This window comes from Chloroflexota bacterium, assembly GCA_038040195.1.
GTDB lineage: Bacteria > Chloroflexota > Limnocylindria > QHBO01 > QHBO01 > DASTEQ01.
Genome location: JBBPIR010000001.1, coordinates 59,392 through 84,058, shown reverse-complemented (window position 1 = coordinate 84,058; position 24,667 = coordinate 59,392). Strand labels below are relative to the sequence as shown.

Below are 24,667 nucleotides of genomic sequence, written 5' to 3'. Positions count from 1 at the left end.
CCCACAGCCAGGGCGGCCCTCAGGCAATAAGACGGCTCGAGCCTAGGCGGAAGTTCCCTCCGCGGAGCCATCGGTTGAGCCATCGGTTGAGCTTGGCGGGCCGAAGAACGGGCGACCCGGTCCCGGGCGGCCCGGTCCCGGGCGGCCGTCACGCTCGCCCCAATTCCCGATGCCCCCCTCGTTCAGCCAGGTCTCCAGCCGCGCGTAGATCGCATCGGCCTTGTCCTGCGTGATGGTGCCGGCTTCGACCGCTGCGTCGAGATCTGCCTTGGCCGATGCCAGGGCTGCCGCGACGACATCGGCGTAGTCGACACCCTGGGCCTCGGCGACCTCCTCGAGAGTCGAATCCGCGAGCGCCTCGCGGAGCTCGCTGACCTCCATGCCAAGGGACTTGGCCGCGGACTCGAACAGCCCGGACATGAACTCGACCCGGGCGCCGTGATGCGCCCCGTGCCGCAAGTGGAAGCCGATGAACGCGCACCCGGTGCCGTCCCAATTGTTGATCCGCTCGATGGCCGCGGCGCCCTGCTCCTCGGTCAGGTCGCCATTCTCGACAGCCTGGTTGATGGCGGCGATCGATGCGGCCTTGGCGGCCGGTGCCAGCTCATCGGTCCCCACACCCAGCTCCTCGGCGAAGGTGTCGAGGAAGACCTGGCAGTACTCGCCTTTTTCGCCGGACGGGTCCTCGCCGACCGCCAGCAGCCGGTCGTCGCTGGCGGTGGAGCCCGGCGCAGCAAGGACAGAACCGATGAGGGTGCCGCCCACCAGGGCGGCGGTGATCAGGGCGGCCGCGCCGCCCAGGAGCTTGAATGGCTGAGACATCGTTCCGTGCTACCTCGTTGGGGAGTGCCTTTGTGTTGGTGCCCTCCCTGGCAGCCCGGACTCTCGCGGCCGGCAGTGAAGATCGCGTCAAGATCCCCTACGCCATCACTCCGTTGAACGCTGGCGCCGGACGCAGAGTCATACTCGTCGATTGGCCGCATTCAGCGACCAACGCTAGAGGCTGAGGGATGGAGCGGAGGCTCGTCGAGCAGGCGATGCACGGCGACGAAGAGGCGTTCGACACGTTGATCGACCGCATCGGGGACCGTCTGCACTCCGTGGCATGCAGGATCCTGCGTGACACGACCCTGGCGCAGGACGCGACGCAGGAGGCATTGCTCGATGCGTGGCGCAACCTGCCACGATTGAGGGATCCCGACCGCTTCGAGGCCTGGACCTACCGGCTCATCGTGAACGCGTGCTTCGTCGAAGCGCGCCGCGAACGACGTCATCGCGGCAACCTCCGACTGCTGCTCCACGACCAGCCGATGGTGTCCGACGTCGCCTCACAGATCGCCACCCAGGACCAGCTCAACCATGCGTTCCGGCGGCTCAGCGTTGAGCACCGGACGGTGGTCGTCCTGGTGCACTACCTGGGCCAGACACCCGCGGAAGCGGCCGAGACGATGGGGACGCCCGTCGGAACGGCGCGCTCCCGCCTCCACTACGCACTCCAGCACCTGCGCGAGGCCCTCGAGGCCGATGCGCGGGCTCCAGCCAGGCGAGGGCCGGCATGACACGCGACGAAGAGTTCATCGGGCAGCTCAAGGGCTACCTCGACGAGTACGAGGGCCTGACCCCCTTGCCCGATGTCGTCCGCAACGCCGTCCGCGCCCAGCTCCCGACTACGAAGCAGATTGGTCCGGTCTCCGGACTGATGAGGGACCTGTACATGAACCGCAGCATGGATACCCCGGCCCGATGGGGCCTGGTGGCCGCGGTGATCATCGGCGCGGTGATCATCGGCGGAGCACTCTTCCTGGGCGGGAACAACGTCGGCGGCCCGCCGGCGTCTTCGCGCTTCCCGAGCGTCGAACCCAGCACAGCCCCGACCACGACACCCGACCCGGCGGCGGCCGTGGACTTCTCCGGCCTCGACGTATCCCCGCTCACACCGGGGTCGTACGTCTTTACCCACGTTCCGCCGGTCCGTGTGACCTTCACCGTGCCCTCCGGGTGGGAGAAGTTTCCTCCCGACTGGGTGGTCTGGTCGACGGAAGACATCAAGGCCACGCTGGCTGTCATGAGCGTCGACAACCTGTACGAGGATCCGTGCGACCCGCAGCTCCTCTTCCGCGATCCGGCAGTGGGGCCAACCGTGGAAGACCTCGCAGCGGCACTCGGCACCGTTCCGGGGCTGACCTTCTCGGCTCCAACCGACGTGAACGTGGCCGGGTTCGACGGCCTGCAGCTGGACTACGTTCCTCCGGACACGTTCGGCACGTGCGCTGCCGACGAACCGGTGCTGTGGCAGGTGAACCAGGGGACGGACGTCCAGTCTGCGCCTGGCGGCGACGATGTCTTTACGGTCTGGATCCTCGACGTCAACGGGACCAGGCTGGTCATCACCACCCTGCACGGCCCGGGCGTCCCGGATTCTCGAGTAGCCGAGCTCGAGGCCATTCTCGACTCGATCCAGATCGAGTAACACCACACCCGTACCGATGCCAGCCGCCGGTCAGTCCGGCGGCTGGCCTTTTCTCGCCCGTTTGAAGATTTCTCCGTCGCCCGGCCCCATACCGTGTGTAGCGTCGGGACTGAACTGACGCCATTGGCGGAAGAGGGCATGGATACCGATCTCGTGATACGGGCGCAGGGTGGAGACCAGGAGGCATTCGCCGATCTGGCCGCCACGATTTCAGATCGGTTCCTGGCGACGTCGCACAGGATCCTGAGCGACGTCGACCTGGCCGAGGACGCGACGCAGCAGGCGCTGCTGAGCATCTGGCAGGACCTTCCCCAGCTCCGCGACCCGGCCCGCTTCGAGGCCTGGTCGTATCGGCTTCTCGTGCGCGCCTGCTACGCCGAGGGCCGCCGAACCCGCCGTTGGGCGCCGAACATCCGCCTCCTTACGGTTGACGAACCGATGGCGGCGGACGGCTTCAGATCGGTCGTCGATCGCGACCAGCTGGAGCGCGGCTTCCGGCGTCTCTCCCTGAAACATCGATCGGTGGTGGTCTTGCACCACTACCTGGACCTGCCGCTCGACCAGGTCGCCGACGTGCTCGGCGTCCCCGTCGGGACGGTTTCCTCTCGATTGCATTACGCGATGCGTGCGATGCGCACGGCGCTTGACGCCGACGCTCGCCCAACGTCACGGGAGGCCGCTCAATGAGCACCGACCGCGACGTCACCCGCATCGTTCGGTCGTGGCTGAACGAAGACCGGCACGAGGACGCGGATCGCGTCCTGGGGGCGGTGCTGGACGAGCTCGACGCGACCCCACAGCGCCGATCGGCTTGGTCGGCGTGGAGGGATAGATTCATGAACAGCAACTTCGTCCGCGTCGGCCTGGTGGCCGCCGCCGTGGTGGTGATCGCGGTCATCGCCTTCAACCTGCTGCCGGGCTCGCCCGCGCCGGGCGGTGAGCCGACCGAGACCCCGGAGCCGACGGCCACGCCGTCGATCACGCCGTCGGCCCCGCCTGACGGCAGCCTCCCTTTGGGCCCGTTCGTCCTCGCGCATCCGGCCGGCGGGCCGTCGATCACGGTCACGATCCCGGCCCCCGGCTGGTACGGCGAACAACCGAATGGAGGAATCCTCATCAAAAACGAGAACGCCGACCCGCCGGATGGTGCGGGGATGATCGGGCCTTTCTTCGGCGAGCTGTACGTGTATGGGGACCCATGCCGATGGTCAACGACGATGCCGGATACCCCTGCGACAACGGTCGATGAGGCCGTGGCCGCCCTGACGGCCCAGGCGTCGCGCGATGCCTCGGCGCCGGTGGACATCACGGTGGACGGGTACGCCGGGAAGTCGATCACCCTCCACGTGCGGGATGACGCCGTGTTCAGCGAATGCGACGACCGCACCTTCGCAAGCTGGGCGGGCGGGGGAGACTCCCTGAGCACCGGCCCCTCGCGCTACCACCAGGGCCCTGGCCAGATCGACGAGCTGTGGATCCTGGACGTCGACGGACAGCTGATCGTGATGGACGCGAACTACTACGCCGAAACGCCGGCCGAAGACCTCGCTGAGCTGCACGCCATCCTCGAGTCGATGACCTTCGAGTAACGGCTCGCATTCCAGCCACCGAACCGATGCGCGGGCGGCCCTGCCGGGCCGCCCGCGTGTCTCCCTACCTGCAGGAAGGACGGGAGGCCTGCCCGCTTCCCGAGGATTGAGTGCCGCGACGTGCCCCAGCCGGCCTGGAGTCCGCCGTGGCGAGTAGGCGTAGGCTCCCAGATTGAACGATTGACCCTGCCCGGATGATCTTCAGAGACAGATGCAGTCACCACCCAGGGCCGCACTCATCGATGCCGCGCAACAGGGGGACCGCGAGGCCTTCGACGCACTTGCGCGCACCGCGGGTGACCGGTGCATGGCGATTGCCACCCGCATCCTTCGTGACACCGATGTCGCCCAGGACGCCGTCCAGGCCGCGCTGATCATCGCCTGGCGGGATCTCCGCCAGCTCCGCGACCCGGATCGGTTCGAGCCGTGGCTCCATCGGATCCTGGTCAATGCCTGCTATGCCGAGGCCAAACGACGACGACGGTGGTCGTCCTCGATCCGGATGCTCCCCGTGGACCTGGCCTCGAACGCGAATGACATCCTCACCGTCCACGACCGTGACCAGCTGGAGCGGGCCTTCCGCCGCCTCACCGTTGAGCAGCGTGCGGTCCTGGTCCTCCACCACTACGTGGGACTGCCCGTGCCCGAGGTGGCCGACCGACTCGGTATTCCACTTGGGACCGCGAAGTCCCGCATCCACCACGCCACCATCGCGCTGCGGGCCAGCCTGGAAGCTGACGCCCGAGTGCCCTCACAGGAGCGAACGGCATGACTGCGCCCCGCGATCCCAATCGGCTCATCGATGCCTTCCTGAGCGAGGGCCAGACGGACCTACCCGACCACGTCTACGACGAAGTGCGCACCGAAATCGAGCACACCGGCCAGCGGACCGTGTTCGGACCATGGAGGAATCCATTCGTGAACCGATTCTTCACCGTTGCAGCCGTGGCCGCCGTGGTGGTCCTGGCCGTCATCGTCGGTCTCCAGCTGGGAGCCGGAGGCCCGCTGGTGGGAGGCCCTGGACCCAGCGCCAGCGCCTCCGCGCCGGCATCGGTCGATCCATCCGCTTCGGGTGAGCCCTCCGCACAGCCGTCCCCATCTGTCGAACCGTCCGCGGAGCCGTCCACGGGCGTGGAACCGCCGTTCACCTGCGACCTCCCGATTACGCTCGATGCGGTCGGCAGCGACTTCCACCCGTTGATCACGCAGGACATTCGGGTGGGAACCCACGATGGGTACGACCGGATCGTGTTCGAGTACGACGGCGGAACGCCGAACCTGGAGCTCGACCTCGCTCAGCCGCCGTACGTTCAGAACCCGAGCGGTCTTCCGATAGAGGTCAACGGCTCCGTGGTGTATCGAATCACCCTGGGCGGCGCCACCAAGTACGACACCGAAACCGGCGAGCAGCCGTACCAGGGCCCGACCAACTTCGAGCCCGGCTACGCGCAGATCGTCCAGTTCGTCGAGTACGGAGACTTCGAGGCCACCCACAACTGGTTCCTCGGCGTCAACAGCGGAGATTGCCTGCGGGCCTTCACCCTGCTCGATCCCAGCCGGCTGGTGATCGACATCCAGCACTGAGGCGACCAACCAGATCACGCCCACGTAGCGGGCGTCCGGGGTCCGTCCCCGGGCGCCTACACCTGGGTGGTATCCTTAGGAGCCCCGAGTCAGGGGCATTCGCATCGCGGCTCCTCCGATCACTCCTTTCTAGGTCCGGCGAGACCCGGTCGCTGAGGCCGCGCGGAAGGAGTGTCTTCATGATCCGGAGCCCGCGGTGCCGATAAGGCCAGCGCACACCCGCCTGGGCCGCCGCGTGCCCGATCTCCAACTCCTCCAGCGCGCCCCGGGGACCATTGGTGATCTGATCGAGATCCTCGATCGCCGCCTGGCCGAAGAGCAGCGGCCCGAAGAGCGGCTGCGAATGCTGCGCGAGGCCACGAACCAGATCACCCGCACCGCGAACGACGCCATCCAGGCCTATCGCCGTGCCCGCGCTGCCGTCAGCGCGGAACTCGAGATGCCCGAAGGGGATTGGCCCCACGCCCGAAAGATGAGCGCCCAGCTGGATCTCGCCCGCGCGGACGTCCTGAAGGCGCTTGAACAGACCAGCCACCGCTATTCGTGGGCCGAGCCGTGGACCAAGGGCGAGGTCGGAACCGCGAATGGCGGATCCCTGCCAGCCCCGGCTTCGGCGAGGGCTCAGGCGGCCGTTCCGGATCGGTAAGGCCCAAATCCGGATCGGAAATCGGCCATTTCAGATGGGTAGTGGTACCCTATAGGTCTCCATTGGCTTCTCCGATGGACTTCGCGTAGTCGTTGGTTCCTTCTCGAGCCGGCTGTGTGAGGCAAGTGTTGGTTCGAGGAGACAGAGGTTTTTTGCAATGACTACCGGAACTATCAAGAGAGTCATCTCGGAGCGCGGCTTCGGGTTTATCGGCGGCCCCGACGGGAAGGAATACTTCTTCCACAAGAACGAGCTCGCCGCTTCTCTGGACTTCGATCGCCTGGTTGGCGGCGAGTCCGTGGCCTTCGAGGTTGAGTCCAGCCCCAAGGGTGACCGCGCCGTGAAGGTCCAGGCCGCCTAGGCCCCGACCCACTCGCAAACTGGAACGCCCGGTCTTCGGACCGGGCGTTTCGCTTTCCCGCACGGAATTGGCCCAACTCGCACGCGACCTGGTCCTTGTCCCACCGGGTGGGAATAACGGCCAACTTCGCAGCTGAATCCGCCCCCAAGGGTCCTCTACTTGGCCGGTTGTCCCGCAGCGTGAACCAGACGGCCACGAAACAGCCGATTCCTGCCCGCGCTCAGGTCCTTCTTGGCCGATACGTCCACTGGGTGGGACAAACCCGACGCATGCGGCATCCAACGAGCTAGGAGCCTGGGCCTACCAGCGCTCCCGGTGAACCACGGCGTCGAGCGGCTTGCGGCCGCCTCGCTTGTTGGGCGCGGTGAGCACCGACGGGTCGGCCGGATACCCGAACGACAGCAGATAGTGGCACCGCTGCCCGTCCGGCAGGCCGAGCACCTGCGCAGCGAGGTCGAAGTCGAACACCGTTGCCGGCGCGCTGCCGATCCCCAGCTCCCATGCCGCCAGCACCATGCTCTGGGCCGCGCGGCCCAGGTCCCACAGGAGCGAGCGTGAACCGCGCCCACTGTCATCGGGCGTGATGAGCGCCACCGCCACGGCTGCGCCCGTCAAGTGGTCCGCGTAACGCCCGACCCCGGTGAGCTGGCTCAGAACCTCGCGGTCCGTCACCGAGATGAACGCCCACTTCTGCTCGTTCTTGCTGCTGCCGGTCCGGCGGCCGGCGTTCAGGATGCGATCGAGATGCTCGTCGGCGAGCGGCCGGTCAGCGAACCGCCGGACGACCCGGACCGTGTTGATCGCTTGCCAAGTCTCCATTTGGGCACCAGTGTAGAAAGTCACCGGCCGGGCGTTTGTACACGTGGCGTACGTATCGGCCACGGTTAACCGCCCAAGCCTTCCGAAAGCACCGAATCTTGGCCGGAATGTTCACGACGTGACCAAATTGGCCACGCGGGAGCCAAATCCGGGCCAAATCCGGGCCGCATCCAAGCGCTTTTGGCCGATGCGTACATGTGGTGTACAAGAGCCCGGCGCCGCACGGTGGCCCGCCAACCGAAGAGCTGGGGCGGGCCTTCACAACTCCTGAATCGGCGGACCGATAGCATCTGCCCCACACATGGCGCGCGCGAATAGCCAATCCCGCCCCAACGGGGCCCAGGCCAGGGCCAAGCCGCGGATCCTGATCGTCGAGGACGAGCCGCAGCTGCGCGCGCTGCTGCGCCTGTACCTGGAACGCGAAGGCTACGCGGTGGCCGACGTCGGGGACGGCGCCGCTGCCCTGGCCGCATACGACGCCCAACCCCCCGACTTGGTGATCCTCGACCTGATGCTGCCCAAGATGCAGGGCGAGACGGTTCTCGAGGAGTTGCGCGACCGTGGATCGGTTCCGGTCCTCATCACATCGGCCAAGCGGACCGATGCCGATCGGATTGCCGGCCTGCGGCAGGGAGCAGACGACTACCTGGGCAAGCCGTTCAACCCCCACGAGGTGACCGCCCGGGTGGCAGCCATCCTGCGGCGCGCGACGCCATCGGGCGGGAATGGGCATGACCTGACCGATGAACCGATGCTGTCGCTTGCCAGCGGACGCCTGGCCCTGGACCCCGCCACCCGCCGGTACACGCTGGCGGGGGAGGGGACCGATGCCGCCCGATCCGGGCGGCTGACACCGGGGGAGGCGCGGCTGCTGCTGGCTCTGGCACGTCGGCCGGGGAGCGTCATGACCCGGGAGCAGCTCCTGGAGGCTGTGGCGCGGCGGCCGGACGACGTGTTCGAGCGGGTCGTGGACGTCCACGTTGCCAACCTGCGTCGCAAGCTGCGGGACGATGCGGCGGACCCGTGGTTGATCGAGACGGTTCCCCAGGCCGGGTATCGGCTGGTCGCCAGCCGAGACGCAATATGACGCAGGCCCTGCCGCCCACCCCGGGGAGCACCGGTAGCCCCACGGGCGCCACCGGCATGCCGCTGGCCGTCCGTCTGGGCCTGGTCCTATCTGCCGCGGTCCTGGTTGTCCTGCTGCTCACGGGAGCGGTGGTCAACCGGGTGGTCATCCGGTCCTTCGATGACGTGGTGACCGCCCAGCAGCAGGACCAGGTGGACGCGACCGCCGACGCGCTCGGTGAGCTTCTGCGCCAGGGCGGGACGCTGCGGGAGGCCCGATCGGTCCTGCTGCGCCTGTCTCGGAGCATGCATGGCCCGGTCACGGTGTACGGCCCGGAGGGTCGCGAGATCACGCACTTTGGTGACCAGATGCTCCCCGCCGGGGAGACTCGCGGCCTCGATGCTCCGGTGGTGGTCGCCGACCAGGAAGTCGCGATGATCTCGGTCATCGTGGCTGCCCAGAACCCCGAGCAACCGTTCCTGCGCCTGTTCAACCAAGCGTTGGTGATATCGGGGCTGGTGTCCCTGGTCGTCATCGCGGGCCTGGCGGTATGGATTGCGCGGCGACAGACTCGGCCGCTGCGGGACGTGACGGCAGCCGCTTCCCGGTTGGAAGGCGGCGACCTGTCGGCTCGTGCCACCGGCGGCGGCGACCGCGAGTCGCAGGAGCTGGCCGGCGCGTTTAACACCATGGCCACCCGACTGGAACGGACGGAAATGCTCCGCCGCCGGGCGGCGACCGACATGGCCCACGACCTCGCGACCCCCGCCACCGTGCTGGAGGGTCAACTGCAGGCCATGATCGACGGGGTCGTGCCCAAGAACCTCGCCAACCTGGAGGCTGCGCGCGCGTCCGCGTCGGCACTCGGGAGCGTGATCGTCCAGCTCGGGGAGCTGGCCAGCGCCGAGGCCGCGCCCCTCCAGGCTCGCCCCGAGCGGGTGGAGGTGGCCGCCATCCTGGCCGAGGCCGCCTCCGCGCTCGATGGCCTCTACCGCGAGCGCGGCGTGAAGGTCGAGGTGCAGCCCGTGGCGCCGGAGCTCGCGGCCTGGGCCGACACCGCGCACCTGGGCCGCGCCCTGCGCAACGTGATGACCAATGCCGCCCAACACACCGCGAGCGGGAGGAGCGTCCGGGTCACCGCCACGGCCGCCGGGGAGGCGGGGGATCGGGTCCAGATTCGGGTCATCGACCAGGGCCCCGGCATCCCGCCCGAGGACCTGCCCCACATCTTCGAGCGCTTCTACAGATCCGATCCGGCGCGCGCCATCCAACCTGCCACCCAACCCGGCGCGGGCCCCCGCGCCGGCATCGGTCTGACCATCGCCCGCGAGCTCCTGGCGCCGAGTGGTGGCGCCATATCGGTCGAGACGACCGGCCCGGACGGATCGACCCTCCTGATGGATCTGCCCGCCCGCGCCTGAATCGCCCCGTGACTAGGTGCCGGCGAAGAACTCGTTGATGGCCGCGGTATCGTCGGAGAACGCCCAGCGCGCCGTGACCTTCCCGTTGCGGACATGGAATATCTCCGCGGTCCGGTACGTAAGGGTCCGGCCGCCGCGCCGCGCCGTGGCCGTGACCAGCGCAATGGCGTGGTCGTCGTTGGCCACCACGTCATGGAGTTCCGCGGTGATCTCGGAGTCGGGCAGGGCAGCTCCGCCATAGAGGGCGGCGAGCGCCGCCTTGCCGCGGATGGGCTCAGCGCGACCAATCTCGTGCCATTCGACGTCCTCGGCGAGCATGTCGGCCATCTCATAGATGTCGCCGCGATTCAGGGCGCGCAGTCCCTCGCGAATCAGCGTGGCGCTTGGATGCTCGGCCATCGGGGTACCTCCTCAGATTGACACCCCATCCTAACCGGGCACCCCCGTGGATGGACGCATAGTCGACCCCGGAGACAACTATGTGAGCCGACTATACTGGTCGGCTATGAGAACCATCACAGCCATGGACCTGCGGCGGAGGATGGGGGAGTGGCTCGACCGGGCCTCGGCCGGCGAGCGAATCGTGATCGAGCGGGATCACCGACCCATGGCCGTCCTGGTCCCTTACGAGGACGGCACACGCCTCGACCAGCCCGATGAGGAAATGATCCGCCGGCGCGAAGCGGCCTTCGATCGCCTGGAGGCGTTCGCGAAGCGCATGGCGATCGCGCATCCCGAAGGTCCTGACGATCTGGATTCCGCAGCTGCCATTCGATGGGAACGTGACCACGGGCATCGAGAGTTGTGAACGGGTTGGTCATAGACGCGTCAATCGCCGTCGCCATCGTCCGCCGTGAGCCGGCGCGTGATCTCATCCGGCGCCTTCTGCGCAAGCGCGGCCGTCCCAGCGTCCCAGCGTTCTTCTGGTTGGAGGTGATCAATTCGCTGGCTCGCCGCCACCATTACACGAGCGCCGATATTCTGGAGGCGATCCGCGAATTGGAGGAGCTCGGAATCGAAACGATCGAGACCGATGCGTTCGGCCGGCTGATCGTGATCGACCTCGTGGAGCGCCACGGGCTGACCGCCTACGACGCGACGTACCTGGCGCTCGCCGAATCCGCCGATGCCGAACTGCTCACGACGGACCGCCAGTTGGCCGCGGCCGCCGGCGCTCGTGCCATCCTTGTCGAACCCCATGGCCGCCTCGCCGAGCCTCCGGCACCTTATGAGGTCGAGCCGACGTGGCCCACGTGGCGGGGAGCGGCGGCGTACCTCGGGGAGCTTCGCCGCCAGGCCGCTGACTCCTAGGTGCCGGCGAAGAACTCGTTGATGGCCGCGGTGTCGTCCGAGAAGGCCCAGCGGGCGGTGACCTTCCCGTCGCGCACGTGGAAGATCTCGGCGGTGCGGTAGGTGAACGTCTTGCCGCCCATGGTCACCGTGGCGGTGACGAGCTGAATCACGTGATCGTCATTGGCCACCGTGTCGTGGACATCCACCGAGAACGAACCGCCCGCGTCACCCATGCCTGCCCAGCGCTCGGCGAGCGCCGCCTTGCCACGGATGGGCTCGACTCGGCCGATCTCGTGCCACTCGACGTCATCGGCGAGGTAGTCAGCCATGGCCTGAGGGCCTTCCGCATTCAGCTTGGCGTTCATCTCGCGGAAGAGTGTCGCGTTGGGGTGCTCATGGTGTGACATCGGTCTGCCTCGCATGCGGTAGGGAGGAGGCGACTCTACCCGACTCAGCACTGCGCCGAGACGTAGCCCGGGCCCCCGTTTGCGCGCCCTTGATGTGGCGCCCCAGCTGCCCCCCAGCTGCCCCAGCTGCCCCAACTGCGTCAGCTGTCGGCGAAGAACGCGTTGATCGCCGAGGTGTCGTCCGAGAACGCCCAGCGGGCGGCGATCTTTCCGTCGCGGATGTGATAGATCTCCGCGACCCGGTACGTGAGGCTTCGTCCGCCCACGTTTGCGGTGGCCGTCACCAGCGCGATGGCGTGATCGTCGTTGGCCACGATGTCATGGAGCTCGCCGGTGATGTTCCACCCGGGCATGGCCGAGGCATAGCGAGCGGCAAGCGCCTCCTTGCCGATGATGGGCTCGGCTCGGCCAATCTCGTGCCATTCGACGTCATCAGCGATCAATTCGACTGCCGCTTGCGGGTCGCGGCTTTCGAAGGCGTCAAACGCCTGACGAACCACGGCTACGGACGCATCGGAGGTGCGCTTCAGGGTTGCAGCTGACTGTTCGGTCATCGGTCTATCTCCTAGGCTCCTGGGCGCCGGAAGGACGGGGACAGCTTGGTGGCGGCGTCGATGTCCTCGGCGGTCATGAGCGGAATGCTCCGCACGTTGACCGATCCCGAGGCGCTGATGGCCAAGCTGGCGGCAGCCGCGGCGGCGTGGCTCGGCAGCTCGACGGTGGCATAGAAGTCATCCTTGCCGAAACCCCAGTACAGCGACTCCAGCGTGCCGCCCACCGACTCGAGGATCTGGCGGGCCGCGTCGCGCCGGCCGGAGCCGCCTTCCTTGAGCACCCCCTTCGCTCCCTCCGCGGTATAACGGCCGATAACTAGGTACTTGGCCACGGATCACTCCTTCAGCGTGTTTCCTCTACGGTACAGCGCTTCGAGCGGCCGGCCTACGCTCTATGGGACTGTCACCGTGAGCGTCCACGGACCGCTGAGGTGGATCACCTCGTCGTTGGTCAGGCCGTACGTCAGCTCGGGGATCACGATCTCCCAGGTGCCCGTGGCCGCATCGGCCCCGGCGGAGGTGGAGTACTCCATGTCGGACCCCTGAGTCAGATCCCCGGTCAGGATGTGCGTGGCCGAGTTCGTGATGTATGCGGCACTGCCGTTTGAGACCGATGGGTTCGGCCATCCCCAGTACGCGACCGGGTTGCCGGCAACATCCAGCGCGATCCGGTACCTGATCATGCTCGGCGTGACCCGAAGCTCGGTGAGGTGCAGGGTGGCGTCGCCAGCCGTGTCACTCACGTCGAGCGAGACGACCGTTCCGGTGGGTTCGGGCAGCTGGAACTCGAATCGCCAGGTGCCTTCGACCATGGCGTTGGCAGGCGGGTTCACGCATGCTGGGTCGGTGGCTCCGACGGTGCATTCGCCGGAGGACCACGTGCCGCTGTTGTATCCAACTGAGGTGATGGTCAGCTCCCAGGTCCCGGCCACCGGGGCGGGGGTCCCCAACCACGTCTGCACGACAGCTGACAGCATGGTCTCTTCGAGGCCCATGGCGAGCATACTGGGCGCCCACTGATCCGATGTCCGGCCCGTTGGATCACGGAGTTCGGCAATCCACTCGATTGGAGCGCGATCCCCTTGGTCTGAGATCGCCGCGTCTCCCAGGCCCTCGACGGTGAAACCGACCAACACCTGGTTGAGATCTGCATAGGCGCGCTCGAGGGTGATCGTGAGCCCGGCATCAGTCTGCTGGATGCCGAGGATCTCGGCCCGGTCCCAGGCCACACGCCAACCGGGGATGGACGACTCCTCGACCATTCGCTCGAGAAGACCCATCGCCGCGACCACGGCACCGGTGAGGAGCACGAACGCTGCGACGAGGGCCAGTGGTCGAAGGAAGACGCGCAAGTTGGGCACGCCGCGGCGGGAAATCGCTGTCTGTCCAGCCGCCACCTGGGCGACGCGCTGGTCGAGCCAGCGCAGGCCATCCTCTGAGGGGGACACCTCGAACGCCTGGCGAAGCCTGGTCTCAATCTCGTTATGCGTGGTCATCAAGGGCCTCCCGCAGCGCGGCCAGCCCGCGCTCAATCTGCTTCTGGACTGCGCCTTCGCGCTTCCCGATCGCGACGCCGATCTCCCTCGCCGTCAACCCGCTGCCATATCGAAGGAGGAGCGCCTCGCGCTGATCGCTTGGGAGCCGGCCGACAAGATCGAGGATCTCGACGCGCTCCTGGTCCTGCCGATCGGCCTCGACCGCGATCCGGCCCAGATGGGCATCCGCGCCCGCCAGGCCGACCGTTGGTCGGCGCCGACGATGGGCATCAATCGCGGTGTTCCTCGCGATGCGCAACAGCCACGCCTGGACCCCGCCATCACGTCGGCGGAACCGCCCGAGGCTCGCGAACGCTCGCTCAAAGGTGTCGGCGGCAAGGTCGAGCGCGTCGGCGTCGCTCTGTGTGCGTGCGCGCAGGTAGCGGTACACCGAGAGGCGGTGCTTCTGGTAGAGCGACCCGAAGAGTGCCGGATCCAGCCGCTCGGGCTCGATCTCGGGGGCCTCGACGGCGTCGACAGCCCCGACCGCCCCGACAGCCACCCTCGGCTCCTCGTCCACGAGCGAAACCCTCAATGCGACGTCCTCCGGCACAGGCAGCGTAGTTGAAGCTCCTGCTACTACTGACAACGGGCGGGCATGCCGGAATCCGACAATCGTCGGGATCTGGTCGAGGTCTGACCGGTCAGGAGCCCCCGCGATGGGCGGCGTGGAGGTGGACGGCGCCGGACACGCCCTTGAGCTCCACCTCGCCGATGTCGGTGAACGCCACCGGTGCCCCGGAAGCGGCGTCCACCACGGCCTGGCTGACGAGCACCTCCCCCGGTCGGGCGTACTCGGCGATCCGGGAGGCGACGTTCACGGTCTGCCCGAAGTAGTCGCCCTCCTGGAACACCACCGGGCCGGCATGCAGGCCCACGTGCGCCGGCGGCAGCTCCGCGTTTGTCACGCCCTCCGCCATCTCGAGCGCGGCCACCACACCCGGGCCGGGGTCGGGGAAGTAGAACATCACCCCGTCGCCGAGCCATTTCACCGGCTTCCCGCCGTGCTGGACCGATGTCCGCTGCACGAGCCGGCTGAGGTCGGTCGCCAGCTGGGCGGCGGCCTCGTCGCCGCGTTCGGCGGTCAGACGGGTGTAGCCGGTGAGGTCGAGGAAGCACATCGCCGGCGGCCGCTCGAGGCGGCGATGGAGCCCAGCCTGGTCCATGACCAGCTCGAAGCCGGCGATGATGTTGGCGGTCCAGGCATGGGTCTGGTGGAGGTGAAGGAGCGCCAATACCGCATCGTCGGCACGAGCCGAAAACTCCTCGGCGAGTTTGCCTTGGGTGACATCGGTCGCCAAACTGCCCGCGGCGAGCAGCGGCATGATGACCTCGGTCCGCCAAAAGTCGGCTTCCACTTCGGCAATTCGACGCAGGCTCTCACCGTACACACGCAGGACGCGCTCGACGGCCACGGGACGTAACCCTGCGCCCAGGAAGAGCTCGCCAAGCGGGAGGACGGCCAGCTCGGCCTCGCGGACGCGGTCATCGGGGCTCGGCTGCGCGGAGCCCGCCGCTTCCCGGATGACCATCAGAAAATCGACCGGGATCCCGGTCCGCTGGCTGACCTCCCGGAAGGTCTCGCTGCTGAGCACCGAGAAGCGCTCGTAGGCGGGGGAGTCCATGAACTCGAGGGGGAAGGTCCCGCTCCGCACGGCAGCACCGATGCCCTCCAGGGGCACGCCCGTCGCCCCCAGGCTCCGCACCAGCCCTGCCTTGCGAACGTCTCCGGAGGTGAGCCGATCCCCCTCGCGGGGGGTCAGGATGCCCAGCTCGACCAGCTGGTTCAGCTCCTCGAGGCTGATCCCGGCCCGCTCCGCGGCTTCCTGACGGGAGTAATCGCCCACGGCCGTACTGTAGCGGCGCCGATCAGTCGCGAGTAGGGGACCGATACCTGGGATCGAGAATCGTGAGTTTGGCGAACGAGGACCGATAGAACCCGCGGTCGCGGGTAAGCAACCGCTCCGCACGAGCCGCGGCATGGGCACCGATGATCAGGTCGGGCACGATCCGGCGACGGGTCCCGCCTTTCGTCCGATAGCGGCGCCAAGCCGCCCCTGCTTTCAGCGCCGCGTCGCGATCGACGCCGTCATAACCCACCTCGAGCCCATCCAGGGCACCGGCGGCGGCTTCCGGATTCTCGAACGCAGCCGCCACCTCTGCCCACACCACGTCGCACGCGATCAGGCTTCCCTCCGCCAGGCACCGCCGCAGGGCATCCCGGGAGGACGGTCCAAAGTGCGGGTCGGCGGCAAAGACATCCAGCAAGACGTTGGTGTCGACGGCCGTGATCATCCGCGGCCGCGCGTACGCTCGAGGAAGGCGTCTACCGATTCGGGGAGGTTCAGGATGCCCCACGCTGCATCGACCGGGTCCAGCGTCTGGGACTTGCGGGCGACCAACGTCCCGCCCTCGGCTTCGAAATCGAGCACCGCGCCGGGCTTGATTCCGAGGCGCGCACGCAGGGGCTTGGGAATGGTCACCTGACCCTTCTCGGAAACGATGGCTTTCATACCCGAATGGTATGGATTCCTACCGAACCTGTCAACATTGGGTCGCTAGTCCACCAACAGGTAGGTGGTCATGCGGCCCTTGCCCTTGACCTCAACGCCTTCACGTGGCTCGAACCGATAGCGGTCGCGGAGGATCTCCCACGTGGATGGCGCCACCTGGACGCGCCCCGGCACGCCGGCCGACTCCATCCGCGAGGCCGTGTTGACGGTGTCGCCCCACAGGTCGAACAGGAGCCGGCGCTGACCGATGACACCAGCTACGACTGATCCTGATGCCAGACCGATGCGGAGCTCGAGTGGGACCTCGTCTTCTGCCAGCACTTCGCGCGCGGCACCCAGCATCGCCTGGGCCAGTGCCAGAGCGGCATCGGCGTGGTCTATTCGAGCTTCGGGCGCACCGGCCACCGCCATGTAGGCATCGCCGATGGTCTTGACCTTCTCGACCCCGGAGGCCATGGCCAGCTCGTCGAAGCGACTGAAGAGGCGGTCCAGGACGTCGACCACGCGGTCCGCATCGGTTCGTTCAGCCCAGGGAGTGAAGCCGACCAGGTCGGCGAACAGGACCGTGGTTTCGGGGTAGACGTCGGCGATCCGCTGCTCGCCGCGGCGCAGCCGCGTCGCGATCCCGGAGGGAATGGCGTTGGTCAGCAGCTCCTCGGATCGGGCCTGGGCGGCGCGACGGCGGAGGTCCATGGAGCGCAGCAGCAGGAACACGATCAGCCCCACCCCGAACAGGTTGAAGCCGTGTAGCGCCAGGCGGATCGGGTAGGGCGGCGGCTCGGCCCGGTTGGCCACCAGCGGATCCAGGACGATGACCGTCAACAGCATGGCGCCGTACAGCGCGAAGACGGGGATGGCCCGGCGCGGCCCCAGGAACATTAGCGCGGCAATGGGGAGCAGCATCCCCCACACGATCGACGCGCTGGACGCCACCAGGCCGCCCAGGGCCAGACTCCCGATCACCCCGGCCACCGCGGCGAAGACCAGCAGAACGTAGATGTAGGCGGTGAACCGCCGAGTGCGGGCGACGAAGGCCAGGTTGGCCGCCATGACTGTGACGAAGCCGACCGATACGCCCCAGATCACCGGGTTGTCCTCGCCCACGGCGGCCAGGGCCACCAGACGGACGAGAGAGGTTGCGATGGCCACGTAACCGATGGCGATGCCGACCCGCTTGCGGAGGCGCAGGTCGTCATCGTCGGCCGGGTCGTCGGCCAGCGAGACCGCGCGCGTCAGCGTCGAGGCTTTCACCTACTGGACCGATGCGCCCAGCGACGCCTCAGCTTCCCGCATCGCGTCGTGAATCACGTCGCCATACGGCGTCCCCTGGCCCGGGAAGTGGCTGCTGATCCGGTCGATGACGGGCATCACGAGATCGGCCGGGCCGAGCTGGCCCAGGGCCCGGATGGCCGCCGCGGCCTCGTCGGGGTCGCTGCGAACCAACCCGTCAGGCCCGTCGGGCATGACCCAATCGACCACCACAGCTGTGCCCCGCTGATCGCCCAGGTTGCCCAGCGCTTCCACGGCGGTGATGCCAAACGGCACCGCCAGGCGACTGAGCGGTTCCAGCGCTCGGGGATCCTTCAGCTTGCCCAGCGCCTCCGCAGCGGCCAGCCCCACCTCCGGGACGTCGTCGAGGGCGGTGATCAGGGGCTCCACGGCCCGCTGGTCGCCCGCATGGCCCAGGACCCCGGCGATCGCGACTCGGACGCCCGAATTCGCCGAGGCATCTCGAACGTCGGGATGCGCCTGGCGGAGGGTCATCACCAGGATGTCCACCACCTTCGACCCCATCGCCACCAGTGCCGCGGCAGCCGCATCTCGGAGTCCCGCGTCCGTGAGGGCGTTGATCAGTGCCAGACCCGCCGCCGGGTCACCGAGCCGACCCAGTGCTGCGGCGGCCTCCCGGGCACGCTCGGGGTCAGCCCCCTGAAGCGCCTCGACCAAGGCGGCGACGCCTCGCTTGGACTCGAGCTTGTCGATGCTCGTCGGCCCGAAGAGTCTCAATGGGTCGGCCCTCGTGATTGGCTTAGGGGCTAGGTGCCGTTGGGCTAGGCAACCTCAACGAGGTCGGTCCAGGTCGTCGGCGACGGAATGGGGTCGCCGCCCTCACGCATCAACTCCAGGTGCTCGCGAATCGCCGACTCGATCAGCGTCTCGACCTCGCGGCGTGTGCGGGCGGCCGCGATGCAGCCGGGCAAATCCGGCACATAGGCCGCGTACCCGTTGCCACTCTTCTCGAATACGACTGCGTATCGCATCTATCGCTCCTTGGGATCGATCCCAGCCTGCTTGAGAATACTGCGCCACGTCGAGATCGGCAGTTGTTGGCTTTCCTTCCCGGCGATCGTGACCAGGCCACGCCGGAACGGGTGCCGATAGTGTCGGTGGCTTCCGCGGGTTCGCACCCAGAACCACCCTTCTGACTCCACGAGGCGGATCGCGTCGCGGACCTTGGGCATCGGGCCACCATCCAGCCCATGCCATTACCCGTGGATGACTCGCCGATTGGGGGAGCCTAAGGCGCCCTATCACAGCACTTCGTGCTATCGCGCTGCACGATGTCACGAAAGCCTGTGACACAGAACCCATACCGGCTCGCGCTGGTGCTAGTCGGACGTGGATGGCCGCCACGGGCCGAAGGCGGGCTAGGGCTTTACATGTGACCAATCGGGGTAATTATCCCCTCGGTGTAGGTTGCGACAGACAGTTGTCACGATAGGTCACTAAAGTAGGTACATGACCTACCGAAAGCAGCCCAAGAGTCCAATGGAGCGGTACACGATCCTCGACTTTGAGCGAGATTTCCCGACCGACGAAGCATGCCTCGACTGGCTGCGTGAGTACCTCTACCCGGACGGCATCTACTGCAAGGTGTGCGATGCGGTGACGAAGCATCATCGGGTTCGTAGCCGACCGTCCTACTCATGCGACCGCTGCGGCCACCATGAGCATCCGACCGCTGGAACGATCTTCCACGGATCGCGGACGCCGTTGCGTCTCTGGTTCCGGGCCATCTTCCTCATGGCCTCGACGCGATGTGGAATCTCCGCAAAGGCCATTGAGCGCGACCTGGGCGTCACCTACAAAACGGCGTGGCGGATGTTCCACCAGATTCGAGAGCTGCTTGCAGAAGAGGTGACGAACCTTGACGGTACGGTTGAGGTTGACGAGACCTACATCGGCGGAAAGCCTCGGAAGCACACCTCGGACCATTCGAAGGCCATGCGGGACTGGCAGGCCAAGAAGGTCACAGTTCAGGGGATGGTCGAGCGCGGCGGACGTGTTCGGGCGGTCGTCAATCCGACCTCCCCGCTGGCTGGCAACGTGGTTGAGCACGTCCTGCCGTCCGCGATGGTGTTCACCGATGAAGCCGCGCACTACTCGCGGCTGTACGCCCACGGCTACCTCCACCGCCGCATCCATCATGCCCGCAAGGTCTACGTCTTTGGCAATGTCCACACCAACACCATCGAAGGCTTCTGGTCGCTCGTGAAGCGCGGGATCAGCGGCACGTACCACAACGTTTCCGAGAAGTACCTGCAGATGTACCTGGACGAATTCGGCTTCCGCTACAACCACCGGATGGACGTTCAGCCGATGTTCGAGACGTTCCTTCGTCAGATTGTGAAGGCAACCACCGACTAGGATCGCGGCGCTGCTCGACTAGGTTCCGGGCAACAAAAGAGGCCGTCTTTCGACAGCCTCCTCGCCCCAGCAACCGTAGCGGCTGAGTTAGTACGTTTACGATAGCCGAAGTTGTCAAGCGGCGGGAGGAGTACTTTGCGATGCCGCGACTCCGAGCCTTCGTCTACGTGGATGGCCTCAACCTCTACTACGGAGCCTTGCAGGGGACGCCCTACAAATGGCTGGACCTCTCGGCACTGTGCGCACGCGCCTTTCCCCAATTCGTGATCGAGAAGATTTGGTACTTCACCGCTGATGTCCCTGGATTGCCCGCCGATCCTGCAACGACCTATCGGCAACGCGAGTACCTTCGAGCCCTCGGAACCTTGCCCAACGTGGAAGTCAAGAAGGGATTCTTCCGGTTCCGGCCCAAGAAACAACAGCGTGTAGATCCGCCTTACGCGCCGAACCCGCACATGCCAAACCCATCGAATCATTGGGTCAAGGTGTGGCGCAAGGAGGAGAAGGGTTCAGACGTGAACCTTGCGACGGCACTAGTCATTGATGCCGCCGCCAAGCATTTTGAGCATGCGTGGGTGATCTCGAACGACAGCGATCTAGCCTGGCCAGTCGAGCGGGTGCAAAGCGAATACGGACTGCCGATAGGCATTCTTCGTCCCGAGCGACCTGCGGGCTATCCGAGTGACGAACCCCGGCATGACAGCCCTGAACTCAAGGCTGCAGTTCCGCGCGGGATGTTCCGAAAGACCACGGAAGCGCAGCTGACCGCCTGCCAGTTCCCCGGTGAATTGCGGGACAAGTTCGGCGCCATACGCAAGCCGCCTAGCTGGACCGTTGCTGTGCCGGCAGGTGATCAGGAGATCGACTCAAACTGATGCACTACCGCATGTCAGCCGGGTCATGGCAGGCACGGTGCCCGACGTCTAGCTCCCTTCCTTGGCGCCCTCATCCGAAGGCTTCCGCCGACTGACCTTCCGTAGAGCGGCCTCGAAGTCGCTCTTCGTCAATCCTGCTGGGGGTTCATCGGTCGTATCGGGAGTGCCGGCCTTCTCCCTCTCCTCCCGAGCTGCTGTCTCCACCAACTGAGCGTCATCTGCGTCCCGCGCAGCCTTGAGGTTTTCGTCCATCAAACACTCCCGTACCTTCTCTATCGGCGTGACGATCCCGACGCCTGTGTTGATCGGGAACCGGATGTTTTGAGCGATCTCGTCGTTCGCCATTTCTCCGGTAGCCTTGGCTCGGACCATGTCGTCCCAATGACCACTTATCAGCCCGAGACAGACGGTCTCAGGCACAAGGGAGACGCCGCCTACGAACACGCCTCCACGTCTCTCCCCCTCGCCCAATGTGCTCTGGAATTGGACAAAGCACGGAGACCCGCTGAATCCACCGTATGACCGGCAGTCGATCAGGTGCGCCTGGTGGTACGTCACTCTGTCGTCTCCATGGCGCAGCGGCACCCGTTCTTGGTACATGCGGCCGAGGGTTCCAGACCGCACCATAGGCACGTTTTCCTGAACCATGCTTTCGGCCATGGCAAGCAGGCCAATGAAATACACCCGATCACCAACGGTGGGTTTTCTCGGCCACACGTCAAGGAAGATCGCCTCCTGGACGCAAATCATGTCGAGGTCGTTCGCCACGCCACCGACGAGCGTGACCGCCACGTCATCTTTGGGATGGATCGTCCATTGCGGCACCCGCACGAGTGGCAGCAGACCATTCTTTGCGCGAACACGGACCCAGGTCTCAGTCTCGGCCTCTACGACATGTGCAGCCGTCACGAGGTAAACCCAAACGCGATCTGGAAGAGCGGTCGGGATAGCGACGAAGAAGGCAGTCCCAATAGCAGTCTGCACAAATGCACCGCTGGCCGGATCTCTCCGCAAACCGACCACAAAGACGACGGACTTCGGATACTGGTCATTCAGCGGCATGGGCGGATCACCGACTGCGCGGACCCACGGGACGCCAGTTGCGACCGCTTCATACGGCGCAGCATAGCCCTCGGGCGTACCTACGCCCACGGGATAATTACCCCAATCGGTCACCTATAGTCTCCCGCATGGACGAGGTGTTCAGAGCCCTGGCCGATCCAACCCGGCGAGCCCTGCTCGACGAGCTCTTCGCCGAGGACGGTCAGTCGCTGCGCGCGCTGCAGGGGCGCTTCGAAATGACGCGCTTCGGCGTCATGAAGCACCTGCGGCTGCTCGAGGAGGCAGGCCTGGTGGTGACCCGGCGTCGCGGGCGCGAGAAGCTGCACTTCCTGAACCCGGTCCCCATCCGACTCATCCATGACCGATGGGTGAGCAAGTACGCCGAGCCCTGGGTCTCAGCCCTGAGCGGGCTCAAGAACGAATTGGAGGAGAACCCCATGGAGAAGATCTACGAGATCTATATCAAGACCACCCCGGAGCGCCTGTGGCAGGCGATCACCGACCCCGAGATCCGGGCCAAGTACAACTTCGGCACGCGTCAGACGTCGGACTGGACGCCCGGCTCGCGCGTCGAGGTGACACACCCCGGCGGCGATGGGCTGCTGGGCGAGGGGCAGAACCTCGAGGTCGACCCACCGCGCCGGCTGGTCCAGAGCATGGTGGCGCTCTGGTCCGACGAGGCGAAGGCGGAGGGCACCTCGCGGGTCACGTGGGACATCGAACCGGTCGGCGACTCGTGCCGGCTGACCCTGACCCACGATCAGCTGCGCGAAGGCGCCAACGAGGAGCTCTACGGCGGATGGCCGATGATCCTGTCCGGCCTGAAGACATGGCTCGAGACGGGGGAGCTGCTCACCACGCCGGGATCGCTGCTGTACAGCCAAACGGCGTAACGACTGCCGCGCGGGGCGCCCCATCCCATACCGATGGTGGCGCTCCGTTCGGCTGGGGCTGATCACCGGTCGATAATCTGCCGATAAGGCCAGTGGCATAGCCTTGATCTGGCTATGCCTCTAGACTATGATCGATGAAGCGCCGGGCGCTCATCCATCGGATCCGCTCGGCGGCTGCGGAACGAGGCATTCGGTACCGACTCAACCGACAGGGGAGCCAGCACGAAATCTGGGAGGTGGGTGGATTGTCCTTTGCCGTCCCGCGACATCGCGATATCAGCGAACGGACAGCCGAGGCCATCATGCGTGAACTGGAATCGATCTTCGGCGAGGGCTGGTGGCGGCCATGAAACGCTACACGGTTCGTGCTCGCCGCTCCGGTGGATGGTGGGCCTTGGATGCAGAGGGCATCCGCGGGGTGCACACCCAGGTCCGCCGTATCGACCAGGCTGAGGACATGGCCCGAGATGCCATAGCGGGCGTGCTGGACGTTGCTCCCGACTCCTTTGAAGTGATGGTGGTTCCCGAAATGCCCGACACGGTCCGTGCCATCGTCGACCAGGCGACGACCGCCAGATCTCAAGCCGCACAAGCTCAGGATGTCGCCGCTCAGCTAACCCGTCAGGCCGCGCGGCGCCTGGTGGAAGAAGGGCTCACCGTTCGTGATGCCGGTGTCCTACTCGGCGTCTCTCACCAACGGATCGCTCAACTGCTTCAGCCGCGGTAGGCCGCCGCGCGGCCTCAGGCCCCCCACCTCCGGGTGGGCCAGACGCGCGAACAAGGCGTGCGGCGCCGACGCGTGTGGCATAGGCTAGACCGCCTGATCCTCGTGCCCCGGGGGTCGCTCGGAGGAGGGTCCAGTCGATGGACGCACGCATTCCATTTGTCACCCGCCGCAAGGCTGCATGGCGCCCGCTGGCCATCGCATTCAGCGCGCTGCTGGCGCTCGGCGCCTGCACCGGCTCTCCCGCACCAGATGGCGGGGACGCGGGGACACTCAAAGTCTTCGGCGCCTTCGCGACTCAGATCGAGGAGCCATGGGATGGCGTCATCCACGCCGCGCTCCAGGCCGAGGCGGATGCTGGGCGCATCGAGTACACCTTCGCCGATGACATCGGCTACGCCGGTGACATGGAGCGGGTACTGCGCGAGACGGCAGAGCAGGACCAGCCTGACATCATCTTCGGCGACGCCTTCGGCAACGAGGATGCCGTGCGCGCCGTAGCGGCCGATTACCCCGATATCGCCTTCGTATTCGGCTCCGGCGTCGGGCCGACCGAGCCGAATGTCTCGGTCTTCGACAACTGGATCCATGAGCCCGCCTACCTCGCAGGCATGATCGCCGGCGGCTTGACCCAGACGAACGTGTTGGGCGTCGTGGGCGGCTACCCGGTGCCCGAGGTGAACCGCATCGTCAACGCCTTCATCGCCGGGGCGCAGGAGACGAACCCGGACGTCGAGGTCAAGGTCACGTTCCTCAACAGCTGGTTCGATCCGGCCGCGGCCAAGGAAGCGGCCCTGGCGCAGGTCGGTGCCGACGCCGACGTCCTGTTCGCGGAGCGCTTCGGGGTCATCGAGGCGGCGCAGGAAAACGACCTGGTCGCCGTCGGCAACATGAGCGACCAGCAGGAGCTGGCGCCGGGGAACGTGGTGACCAGTGTCACCTGGAACATGGTCCCAACGGTGAAGTACGTCATCGACCAGGTGCTGGCCGGGTCCTACACCTCCCAGGACCTGAAGGACTTCTCGATGGTGGCCAAGGGCGGCGCCGCACTGGCGGCGATCAACACCGACATCCCCGGCGGCGTGCCGGACGACCTGGCCGCCCTGGTCGCGGAGCGGGAGGCGCAGATCAAGGCCGGGACCTTCCGGGTGGACATCAACGAGGCCACCCCGCCGGGCTCGGTGGTGCCCGGCTAGCCTCGGTGGTG

Annotated in this window: 34 protein-coding genes; 18 read left to right on the top strand and 16 right to left on the bottom strand. The window is 66.6% G+C overall.

From position 1 onward, the window contains the following. Positions 1-42: 42 nt before the first annotated feature. A complete protein-coding gene (locus tag AABM41_00450) occupies positions 43-822 on the bottom strand; it encodes a hypothetical protein (protein ID MEK6190773.1) in 780 nt (259 codons plus the stop codon). Between the two features lie 188 nt (positions 823-1,010). Here AABM41_00450 and AABM41_00445 point away from each other — a divergent pair, with 188 nt between their 5' ends. The 8 genes from AABM41_00445 (at position 1,011) to AABM41_00410 (ending at position 6,650) form a co-directional block, all read left to right on the top strand. Then, on the top strand, positions 1,011-1,559 hold the full coding sequence (locus AABM41_00445) for an RNA polymerase sigma factor (protein MEK6190772.1): 549 nt from the start codon (positions 1,011-1,013) through the stop codon (positions 1,557-1,559). Next, the gene (locus tag AABM41_00440; protein ID MEK6190771.1) at positions 1,556-2,470 is read left to right on the top strand and encodes a hypothetical protein; all 915 of its coding nucleotides are present in this window, start codon (positions 1,556-1,558) and stop codon (positions 2,468-2,470) included. The genes AABM41_00445 and AABM41_00440 overlap by 4 nt, the downstream gene beginning before the upstream one ends. A 138-nt stretch (positions 2,471-2,608) precedes the next feature. Next, positions 2,609-3,157: a sigma-70 family RNA polymerase sigma factor gene (locus tag AABM41_00435; protein MEK6190770.1), complete on the top strand. Its 549-nt coding sequence runs from the start codon at positions 2,609-2,611 to the stop codon at positions 3,155-3,157. Further along, positions 3,154-4,059, top strand: coding sequence for a hypothetical protein (locus tag AABM41_00430; protein MEK6190769.1), 906 nt, complete (start codon positions 3,154-3,156; stop codon positions 4,057-4,059). The genes AABM41_00435 and AABM41_00430 overlap by 4 nt, the downstream gene beginning before the upstream one ends. Before the next feature lie 211 nt (positions 4,060-4,270). Continuing rightward, positions 4,271-4,831 (top strand): RNA polymerase sigma factor, encoded by a 561-nt coding sequence (locus AABM41_00425; GenBank protein ID MEK6190768.1) that lies wholly within the window; start codon positions 4,271-4,273, stop codon positions 4,829-4,831. Then, positions 4,828-5,643, top strand: a complete 816-nt coding sequence (locus AABM41_00420) for a hypothetical protein (protein ID MEK6190767.1) — start codon at positions 4,828-4,830, stop codon at positions 5,641-5,643. The genes AABM41_00425 and AABM41_00420 overlap by 4 nt, the downstream gene beginning before the upstream one ends. Positions 5,644-5,839: 196 nt before the next feature. Beyond that, entirely contained in the window at positions 5,840-6,289 is a 450-nt protein-coding gene (locus AABM41_00415; GenBank protein ID MEK6190766.1) for a hypothetical protein, read from the top strand. A gap of 157 nt (positions 6,290-6,446) precedes the next feature. Next, a complete protein-coding gene (locus tag AABM41_00410) occupies positions 6,447-6,650 on the top strand; it encodes a cold shock domain-containing protein (protein ID MEK6190765.1) in 204 nt (67 codons plus the stop codon). A 300-nt stretch (positions 6,651-6,950) separates the two neighbouring features. On the opposite strand, the gene AABM41_00405 is transcribed toward AABM41_00410, so the two are convergent. Then, the gene (locus AABM41_00405) at positions 6,951-7,469 is read right to left on the bottom strand and encodes a nitroreductase family protein (GenBank protein ID MEK6190764.1); all 519 of its coding nucleotides are present in this window, start codon (positions 7,467-7,469) and stop codon (positions 6,951-6,953) included. Positions 7,470-7,770: 301 nt separating this feature from the next. On the opposite strand from AABM41_00405, the gene AABM41_00400 reads away from it, so the two are divergent. Both AABM41_00400 and AABM41_00395 read left to right on the top strand, forming a co-directional pair. After that, complete coding sequence (locus AABM41_00400; protein ID MEK6190763.1) at positions 7,771-8,556, top strand: response regulator transcription factor; 786 nt, start codon at positions 7,771-7,773, stop codon at positions 8,554-8,556. Next, on the top strand, positions 8,553-9,956 hold the full coding sequence (locus AABM41_00395) for an ATP-binding protein (GenBank protein MEK6190762.1): 1,404 nt from the start codon (positions 8,553-8,555) through the stop codon (positions 9,954-9,956). Before AABM41_00400 ends, AABM41_00395 begins: the two co-directional genes overlap by 4 nt. A 12-nt stretch (positions 9,957-9,968) precedes the next feature. Here the strand turns inward: AABM41_00395 and AABM41_00390 are convergent, their stop codons facing one another. Continuing rightward, positions 9,969-10,355: a nuclear transport factor 2 family protein gene (locus AABM41_00390; GenBank protein ID MEK6190761.1), complete on the bottom strand. Its 387-nt coding sequence runs from the start codon at positions 10,353-10,355 to the stop codon at positions 9,969-9,971. Positions 10,356-10,461: 106 nt separating this feature from the next. Here AABM41_00390 and AABM41_00385 point away from each other — a divergent pair, with 106 nt between their 5' ends. Together AABM41_00385 and AABM41_00380 are read left to right on the top strand one after the other, a co-directional pair. Then, positions 10,462-10,764 carry a type II toxin-antitoxin system prevent-host-death family antitoxin gene (locus tag AABM41_00385; GenBank protein ID MEK6190760.1) on the top strand — a complete coding sequence of 101 codons (303 nt, stop codon included), beginning with the start codon at positions 10,462-10,464 and terminating at the stop codon, positions 10,762-10,764. Further along, positions 10,761-11,267, top strand: coding sequence for a type II toxin-antitoxin system VapC family toxin (locus tag AABM41_00380; protein MEK6190759.1), 507 nt, complete (start codon positions 10,761-10,763; stop codon positions 11,265-11,267). The genes AABM41_00385 and AABM41_00380 overlap by 4 nt, the downstream gene beginning before the upstream one ends. Here AABM41_00380 and AABM41_00375 read toward each other — a convergent pair. The 12 genes from AABM41_00375 to AABM41_00320 all read right to left on the bottom strand — a co-directional run bounded on the left by AABM41_00375 (position 11,264) and on the right by AABM41_00320 (position 18,720). Further along, complete coding sequence (locus AABM41_00375; protein ID MEK6190758.1) at positions 11,264-11,656, bottom strand: nuclear transport factor 2 family protein; 393 nt, start codon at positions 11,654-11,656, stop codon at positions 11,264-11,266. The two genes, AABM41_00380 and AABM41_00375, sit on opposite strands and share 4 nt — an antisense overlap. A gap of 140 nt (positions 11,657-11,796) precedes the next feature. Then, positions 11,797-12,210 (bottom strand): nuclear transport factor 2 family protein, encoded by a 414-nt coding sequence (locus AABM41_00370; GenBank protein ID MEK6190757.1) that lies wholly within the window; start codon positions 12,208-12,210, stop codon positions 11,797-11,799. Between the two features lie 11 nt (positions 12,211-12,221). Then, positions 12,222-12,542 carry a GYD domain-containing protein gene (locus tag AABM41_00365; protein MEK6190756.1) on the bottom strand — a complete coding sequence of 107 codons (321 nt, stop codon included), beginning with the start codon at positions 12,540-12,542 and terminating at the stop codon, positions 12,222-12,224. Between the two features lie 60 nt (positions 12,543-12,602). Beyond that, positions 12,603-13,706, bottom strand: coding sequence for a DUF4179 domain-containing protein (locus AABM41_00360; protein ID MEK6190755.1), 1,104 nt, complete (start codon positions 13,704-13,706; stop codon positions 12,603-12,605). Further along, entirely contained in the window at positions 13,693-14,247 is a 555-nt protein-coding gene (locus AABM41_00355; protein ID MEK6190754.1) for an RNA polymerase sigma factor, read from the bottom strand. Before AABM41_00355 ends, AABM41_00360 begins: the two co-directional genes overlap by 14 nt. Positions 14,248-14,389: 142 nt before the next feature. Beyond that, positions 14,390-15,592, bottom strand: a complete 1,203-nt coding sequence (locus AABM41_00350) for an adenylate/guanylate cyclase domain-containing protein (protein ID MEK6190753.1) — start codon at positions 15,590-15,592, stop codon at positions 14,390-14,392. A gap of 22 nt (positions 15,593-15,614) precedes the next feature. Further along, positions 15,615-16,040 carry a type II toxin-antitoxin system VapC family toxin gene (locus AABM41_00345; protein ID MEK6190752.1) on the bottom strand — a complete coding sequence of 142 codons (426 nt, stop codon included), beginning with the start codon at positions 16,038-16,040 and terminating at the stop codon, positions 15,615-15,617. Next, positions 16,037-16,258 (bottom strand): AbrB/MazE/SpoVT family DNA-binding domain-containing protein, encoded by a 222-nt coding sequence (locus AABM41_00340; GenBank protein MEK6190751.1) that lies wholly within the window; start codon positions 16,256-16,258, stop codon positions 16,037-16,039. Before AABM41_00340 ends, AABM41_00345 begins: the two co-directional genes overlap by 4 nt. Before the next feature lie 45 nt (positions 16,259-16,303). Further along, a complete protein-coding gene (locus AABM41_00335; GenBank protein MEK6190750.1) occupies positions 16,304-17,509 on the bottom strand; it encodes an adenylate/guanylate cyclase domain-containing protein in 1,206 nt (401 codons plus the stop codon). Further along, positions 17,510-18,265 carry a HEAT repeat domain-containing protein gene (locus AABM41_00330; GenBank protein MEK6190749.1) on the bottom strand — a complete coding sequence of 252 codons (756 nt, stop codon included), beginning with the start codon at positions 18,263-18,265 and terminating at the stop codon, positions 17,510-17,512. Between the two features lie 44 nt (positions 18,266-18,309). Further along, entirely contained in the window at positions 18,310-18,519 is a 210-nt protein-coding gene (locus AABM41_00325; protein ID MEK6190748.1) for a type II toxin-antitoxin system HicB family antitoxin, read from the bottom strand. Further along, a complete protein-coding gene (locus tag AABM41_00320; protein MEK6190747.1) occupies positions 18,520-18,720 on the bottom strand; it encodes a type II toxin-antitoxin system HicA family toxin in 201 nt (66 codons plus the stop codon). A gap of 277 nt (positions 18,721-18,997) precedes the next feature. Between AABM41_00320 and AABM41_00315 the strand changes: the two genes are divergently transcribed. Next, a complete protein-coding gene (locus tag AABM41_00315) occupies positions 18,998-19,906 on the top strand; it encodes an IS1595 family transposase (GenBank protein ID MEK6190746.1) in 909 nt (302 codons plus the stop codon). A 140-nt stretch (positions 19,907-20,046) separates the two neighbouring features. After that, positions 20,047-20,781, top strand: coding sequence for an NYN domain-containing protein (locus AABM41_00310; protein ID MEK6190745.1), 735 nt, complete (start codon positions 20,047-20,049; stop codon positions 20,779-20,781). 48 nt (positions 20,782-20,829) lie between these two features. Here the strand turns inward: AABM41_00310 and AABM41_00305 are convergent, their stop codons facing one another. Next, positions 20,830-21,957, bottom strand: a complete 1,128-nt coding sequence (locus AABM41_00305; GenBank protein MEK6190744.1) for a trypsin-like peptidase domain-containing protein — start codon at positions 21,955-21,957, stop codon at positions 20,830-20,832. Positions 21,958-21,971: 14 nt separating this feature from the next. On the opposite strand from AABM41_00305, the gene AABM41_00300 reads away from it, so the two are divergent. The 4 genes from AABM41_00300 to AABM41_00285 all read left to right on the top strand — a co-directional run bounded on the left by AABM41_00300 (position 21,972) and on the right by AABM41_00285 (position 24,656). Further along, entirely contained in the window at positions 21,972-22,736 is a 765-nt protein-coding gene (locus AABM41_00300) for an SRPBCC domain-containing protein (GenBank protein MEK6190743.1), read from the top strand. Positions 22,737-22,870: 134 nt separating this feature from the next. Beyond that, positions 22,871-23,086: a hypothetical protein gene (locus AABM41_00295; GenBank protein MEK6190742.1), complete on the top strand. Its 216-nt coding sequence runs from the start codon at positions 22,871-22,873 to the stop codon at positions 23,084-23,086. Then, on the top strand, positions 23,083-23,463 hold the full coding sequence (locus AABM41_00290; protein ID MEK6190741.1) for a transcriptional regulator: 381 nt from the start codon (positions 23,083-23,085) through the stop codon (positions 23,461-23,463). The genes AABM41_00295 and AABM41_00290 overlap by 4 nt, the downstream gene beginning before the upstream one ends. Before the next feature lie 137 nt (positions 23,464-23,600). Further along, positions 23,601-24,656: a BMP family protein gene (locus AABM41_00285; protein ID MEK6190740.1), complete on the top strand. Its 1,056-nt coding sequence runs from the start codon at positions 23,601-23,603 to the stop codon at positions 24,654-24,656. The last annotated feature ends 11 nt before the right edge of the window (positions 24,657-24,667 follow it).

What these genes read in the sequence shown, in the direction of transcription:
- AABM41_00450 (MEK6190773.1), bottom strand. Translation starts at nt 822, where the DNA reads ATGTCTCAGCCATTCAAGCTCCTGGGCGGCGCGGCCGCCCTGATCACC.
- AABM41_00445 (MEK6190772.1), top strand. Translation starts at nt 1,011, where the DNA reads ATGGAGCGGAGGCTCGTCGAGCAGGCGATGCACGGCGACGAAGAGGCG.
- AABM41_00440 (MEK6190771.1), top strand. Translation starts at nt 1,556, where the DNA reads ATGACACGCGACGAAGAGTTCATCGGGCAGCTCAAGGGCTACCTCGAC.
- AABM41_00435 (MEK6190770.1), top strand. Translation starts at nt 2,609, where the DNA reads ATGGATACCGATCTCGTGATACGGGCGCAGGGTGGAGACCAGGAGGCA.
- AABM41_00430 (MEK6190769.1), top strand. Translation starts at nt 3,154, where the DNA reads ATGAGCACCGACCGCGACGTCACCCGCATCGTTCGGTCGTGGCTGAAC.
- AABM41_00425 (MEK6190768.1), top strand. Translation starts at nt 4,271, where the DNA reads ATGCAGTCACCACCCAGGGCCGCACTCATCGATGCCGCGCAACAGGGG.
- AABM41_00420 (MEK6190767.1), top strand. Translation starts at nt 4,828, where the DNA reads ATGACTGCGCCCCGCGATCCCAATCGGCTCATCGATGCCTTCCTGAGC.
- AABM41_00410 (MEK6190765.1), top strand. Translation starts at nt 6,447, where the DNA reads ATGACTACCGGAACTATCAAGAGAGTCATCTCGGAGCGCGGCTTCGGG.
- AABM41_00405 (MEK6190764.1), bottom strand. Translation starts at nt 7,469, where the DNA reads ATGGAGACTTGGCAAGCGATCAACACGGTCCGGGTCGTCCGGCGGTTC.
- AABM41_00400 (MEK6190763.1), top strand. Translation starts at nt 7,771, where the DNA reads ATGGCGCGCGCGAATAGCCAATCCCGCCCCAACGGGGCCCAGGCCAGG.
- AABM41_00395 (MEK6190762.1), top strand. Translation starts at nt 8,553, where the DNA reads ATGACGCAGGCCCTGCCGCCCACCCCGGGGAGCACCGGTAGCCCCACG.
- AABM41_00390 (MEK6190761.1), bottom strand. Translation starts at nt 10,355, where the DNA reads ATGGCCGAGCATCCAAGCGCCACGCTGATTCGCGAGGGACTGCGCGCC.
- AABM41_00385 (MEK6190760.1), top strand. Translation starts at nt 10,462, where the DNA reads ATGAGAACCATCACAGCCATGGACCTGCGGCGGAGGATGGGGGAGTGG.
- AABM41_00375 (MEK6190758.1), bottom strand. Translation starts at nt 11,656, where the DNA reads ATGTCACACCATGAGCACCCCAACGCGACACTCTTCCGCGAGATGAAC.
- AABM41_00370 (MEK6190757.1), bottom strand. Translation starts at nt 12,210, where the DNA reads ATGACCGAACAGTCAGCTGCAACCCTGAAGCGCACCTCCGATGCGTCC.
- AABM41_00360 (MEK6190755.1), bottom strand. Translation starts at nt 13,706, where the DNA reads ATGACCACGCATAACGAGATTGAGACCAGGCTTCGCCAGGCGTTCGAG.
- AABM41_00345 (MEK6190752.1), bottom strand. Translation starts at nt 16,040, where the DNA reads ATGATCACGGCCGTCGACACCAACGTCTTGCTGGATGTCTTTGCCGCC.
- AABM41_00340 (MEK6190751.1), bottom strand. Translation starts at nt 16,258, where the DNA reads ATGAAAGCCATCGTTTCCGAGAAGGGTCAGGTGACCATTCCCAAGCCC.
- AABM41_00325 (MEK6190748.1), bottom strand. Translation starts at nt 18,519, where the DNA reads ATGCGATACGCAGTCGTATTCGAGAAGAGTGGCAACGGGTACGCGGCC.
- AABM41_00320 (MEK6190747.1), bottom strand. Translation starts at nt 18,720, where the DNA reads ATGCCCAAGGTCCGCGACGCGATCCGCCTCGTGGAGTCAGAAGGGTGG.
- AABM41_00315 (MEK6190746.1), top strand. Translation starts at nt 18,998, where the DNA reads ATGACCTACCGAAAGCAGCCCAAGAGTCCAATGGAGCGGTACACGATC.
- AABM41_00310 (MEK6190745.1), top strand. Translation starts at nt 20,047, where the DNA reads ATGCCGCGACTCCGAGCCTTCGTCTACGTGGATGGCCTCAACCTCTAC.
- AABM41_00300 (MEK6190743.1), top strand. Translation starts at nt 21,972, where the DNA reads ATGGACGAGGTGTTCAGAGCCCTGGCCGATCCAACCCGGCGAGCCCTG.
- AABM41_00295 (MEK6190742.1), top strand. Translation starts at nt 22,871, where the DNA reads ATGAAGCGCCGGGCGCTCATCCATCGGATCCGCTCGGCGGCTGCGGAA.
- AABM41_00290 (MEK6190741.1), top strand. Translation starts at nt 23,083, where the DNA reads ATGAAACGCTACACGGTTCGTGCTCGCCGCTCCGGTGGATGGTGGGCC.
- AABM41_00285 (MEK6190740.1), top strand. Translation starts at nt 23,601, where the DNA reads ATGGACGCACGCATTCCATTTGTCACCCGCCGCAAGGCTGCATGGCGC.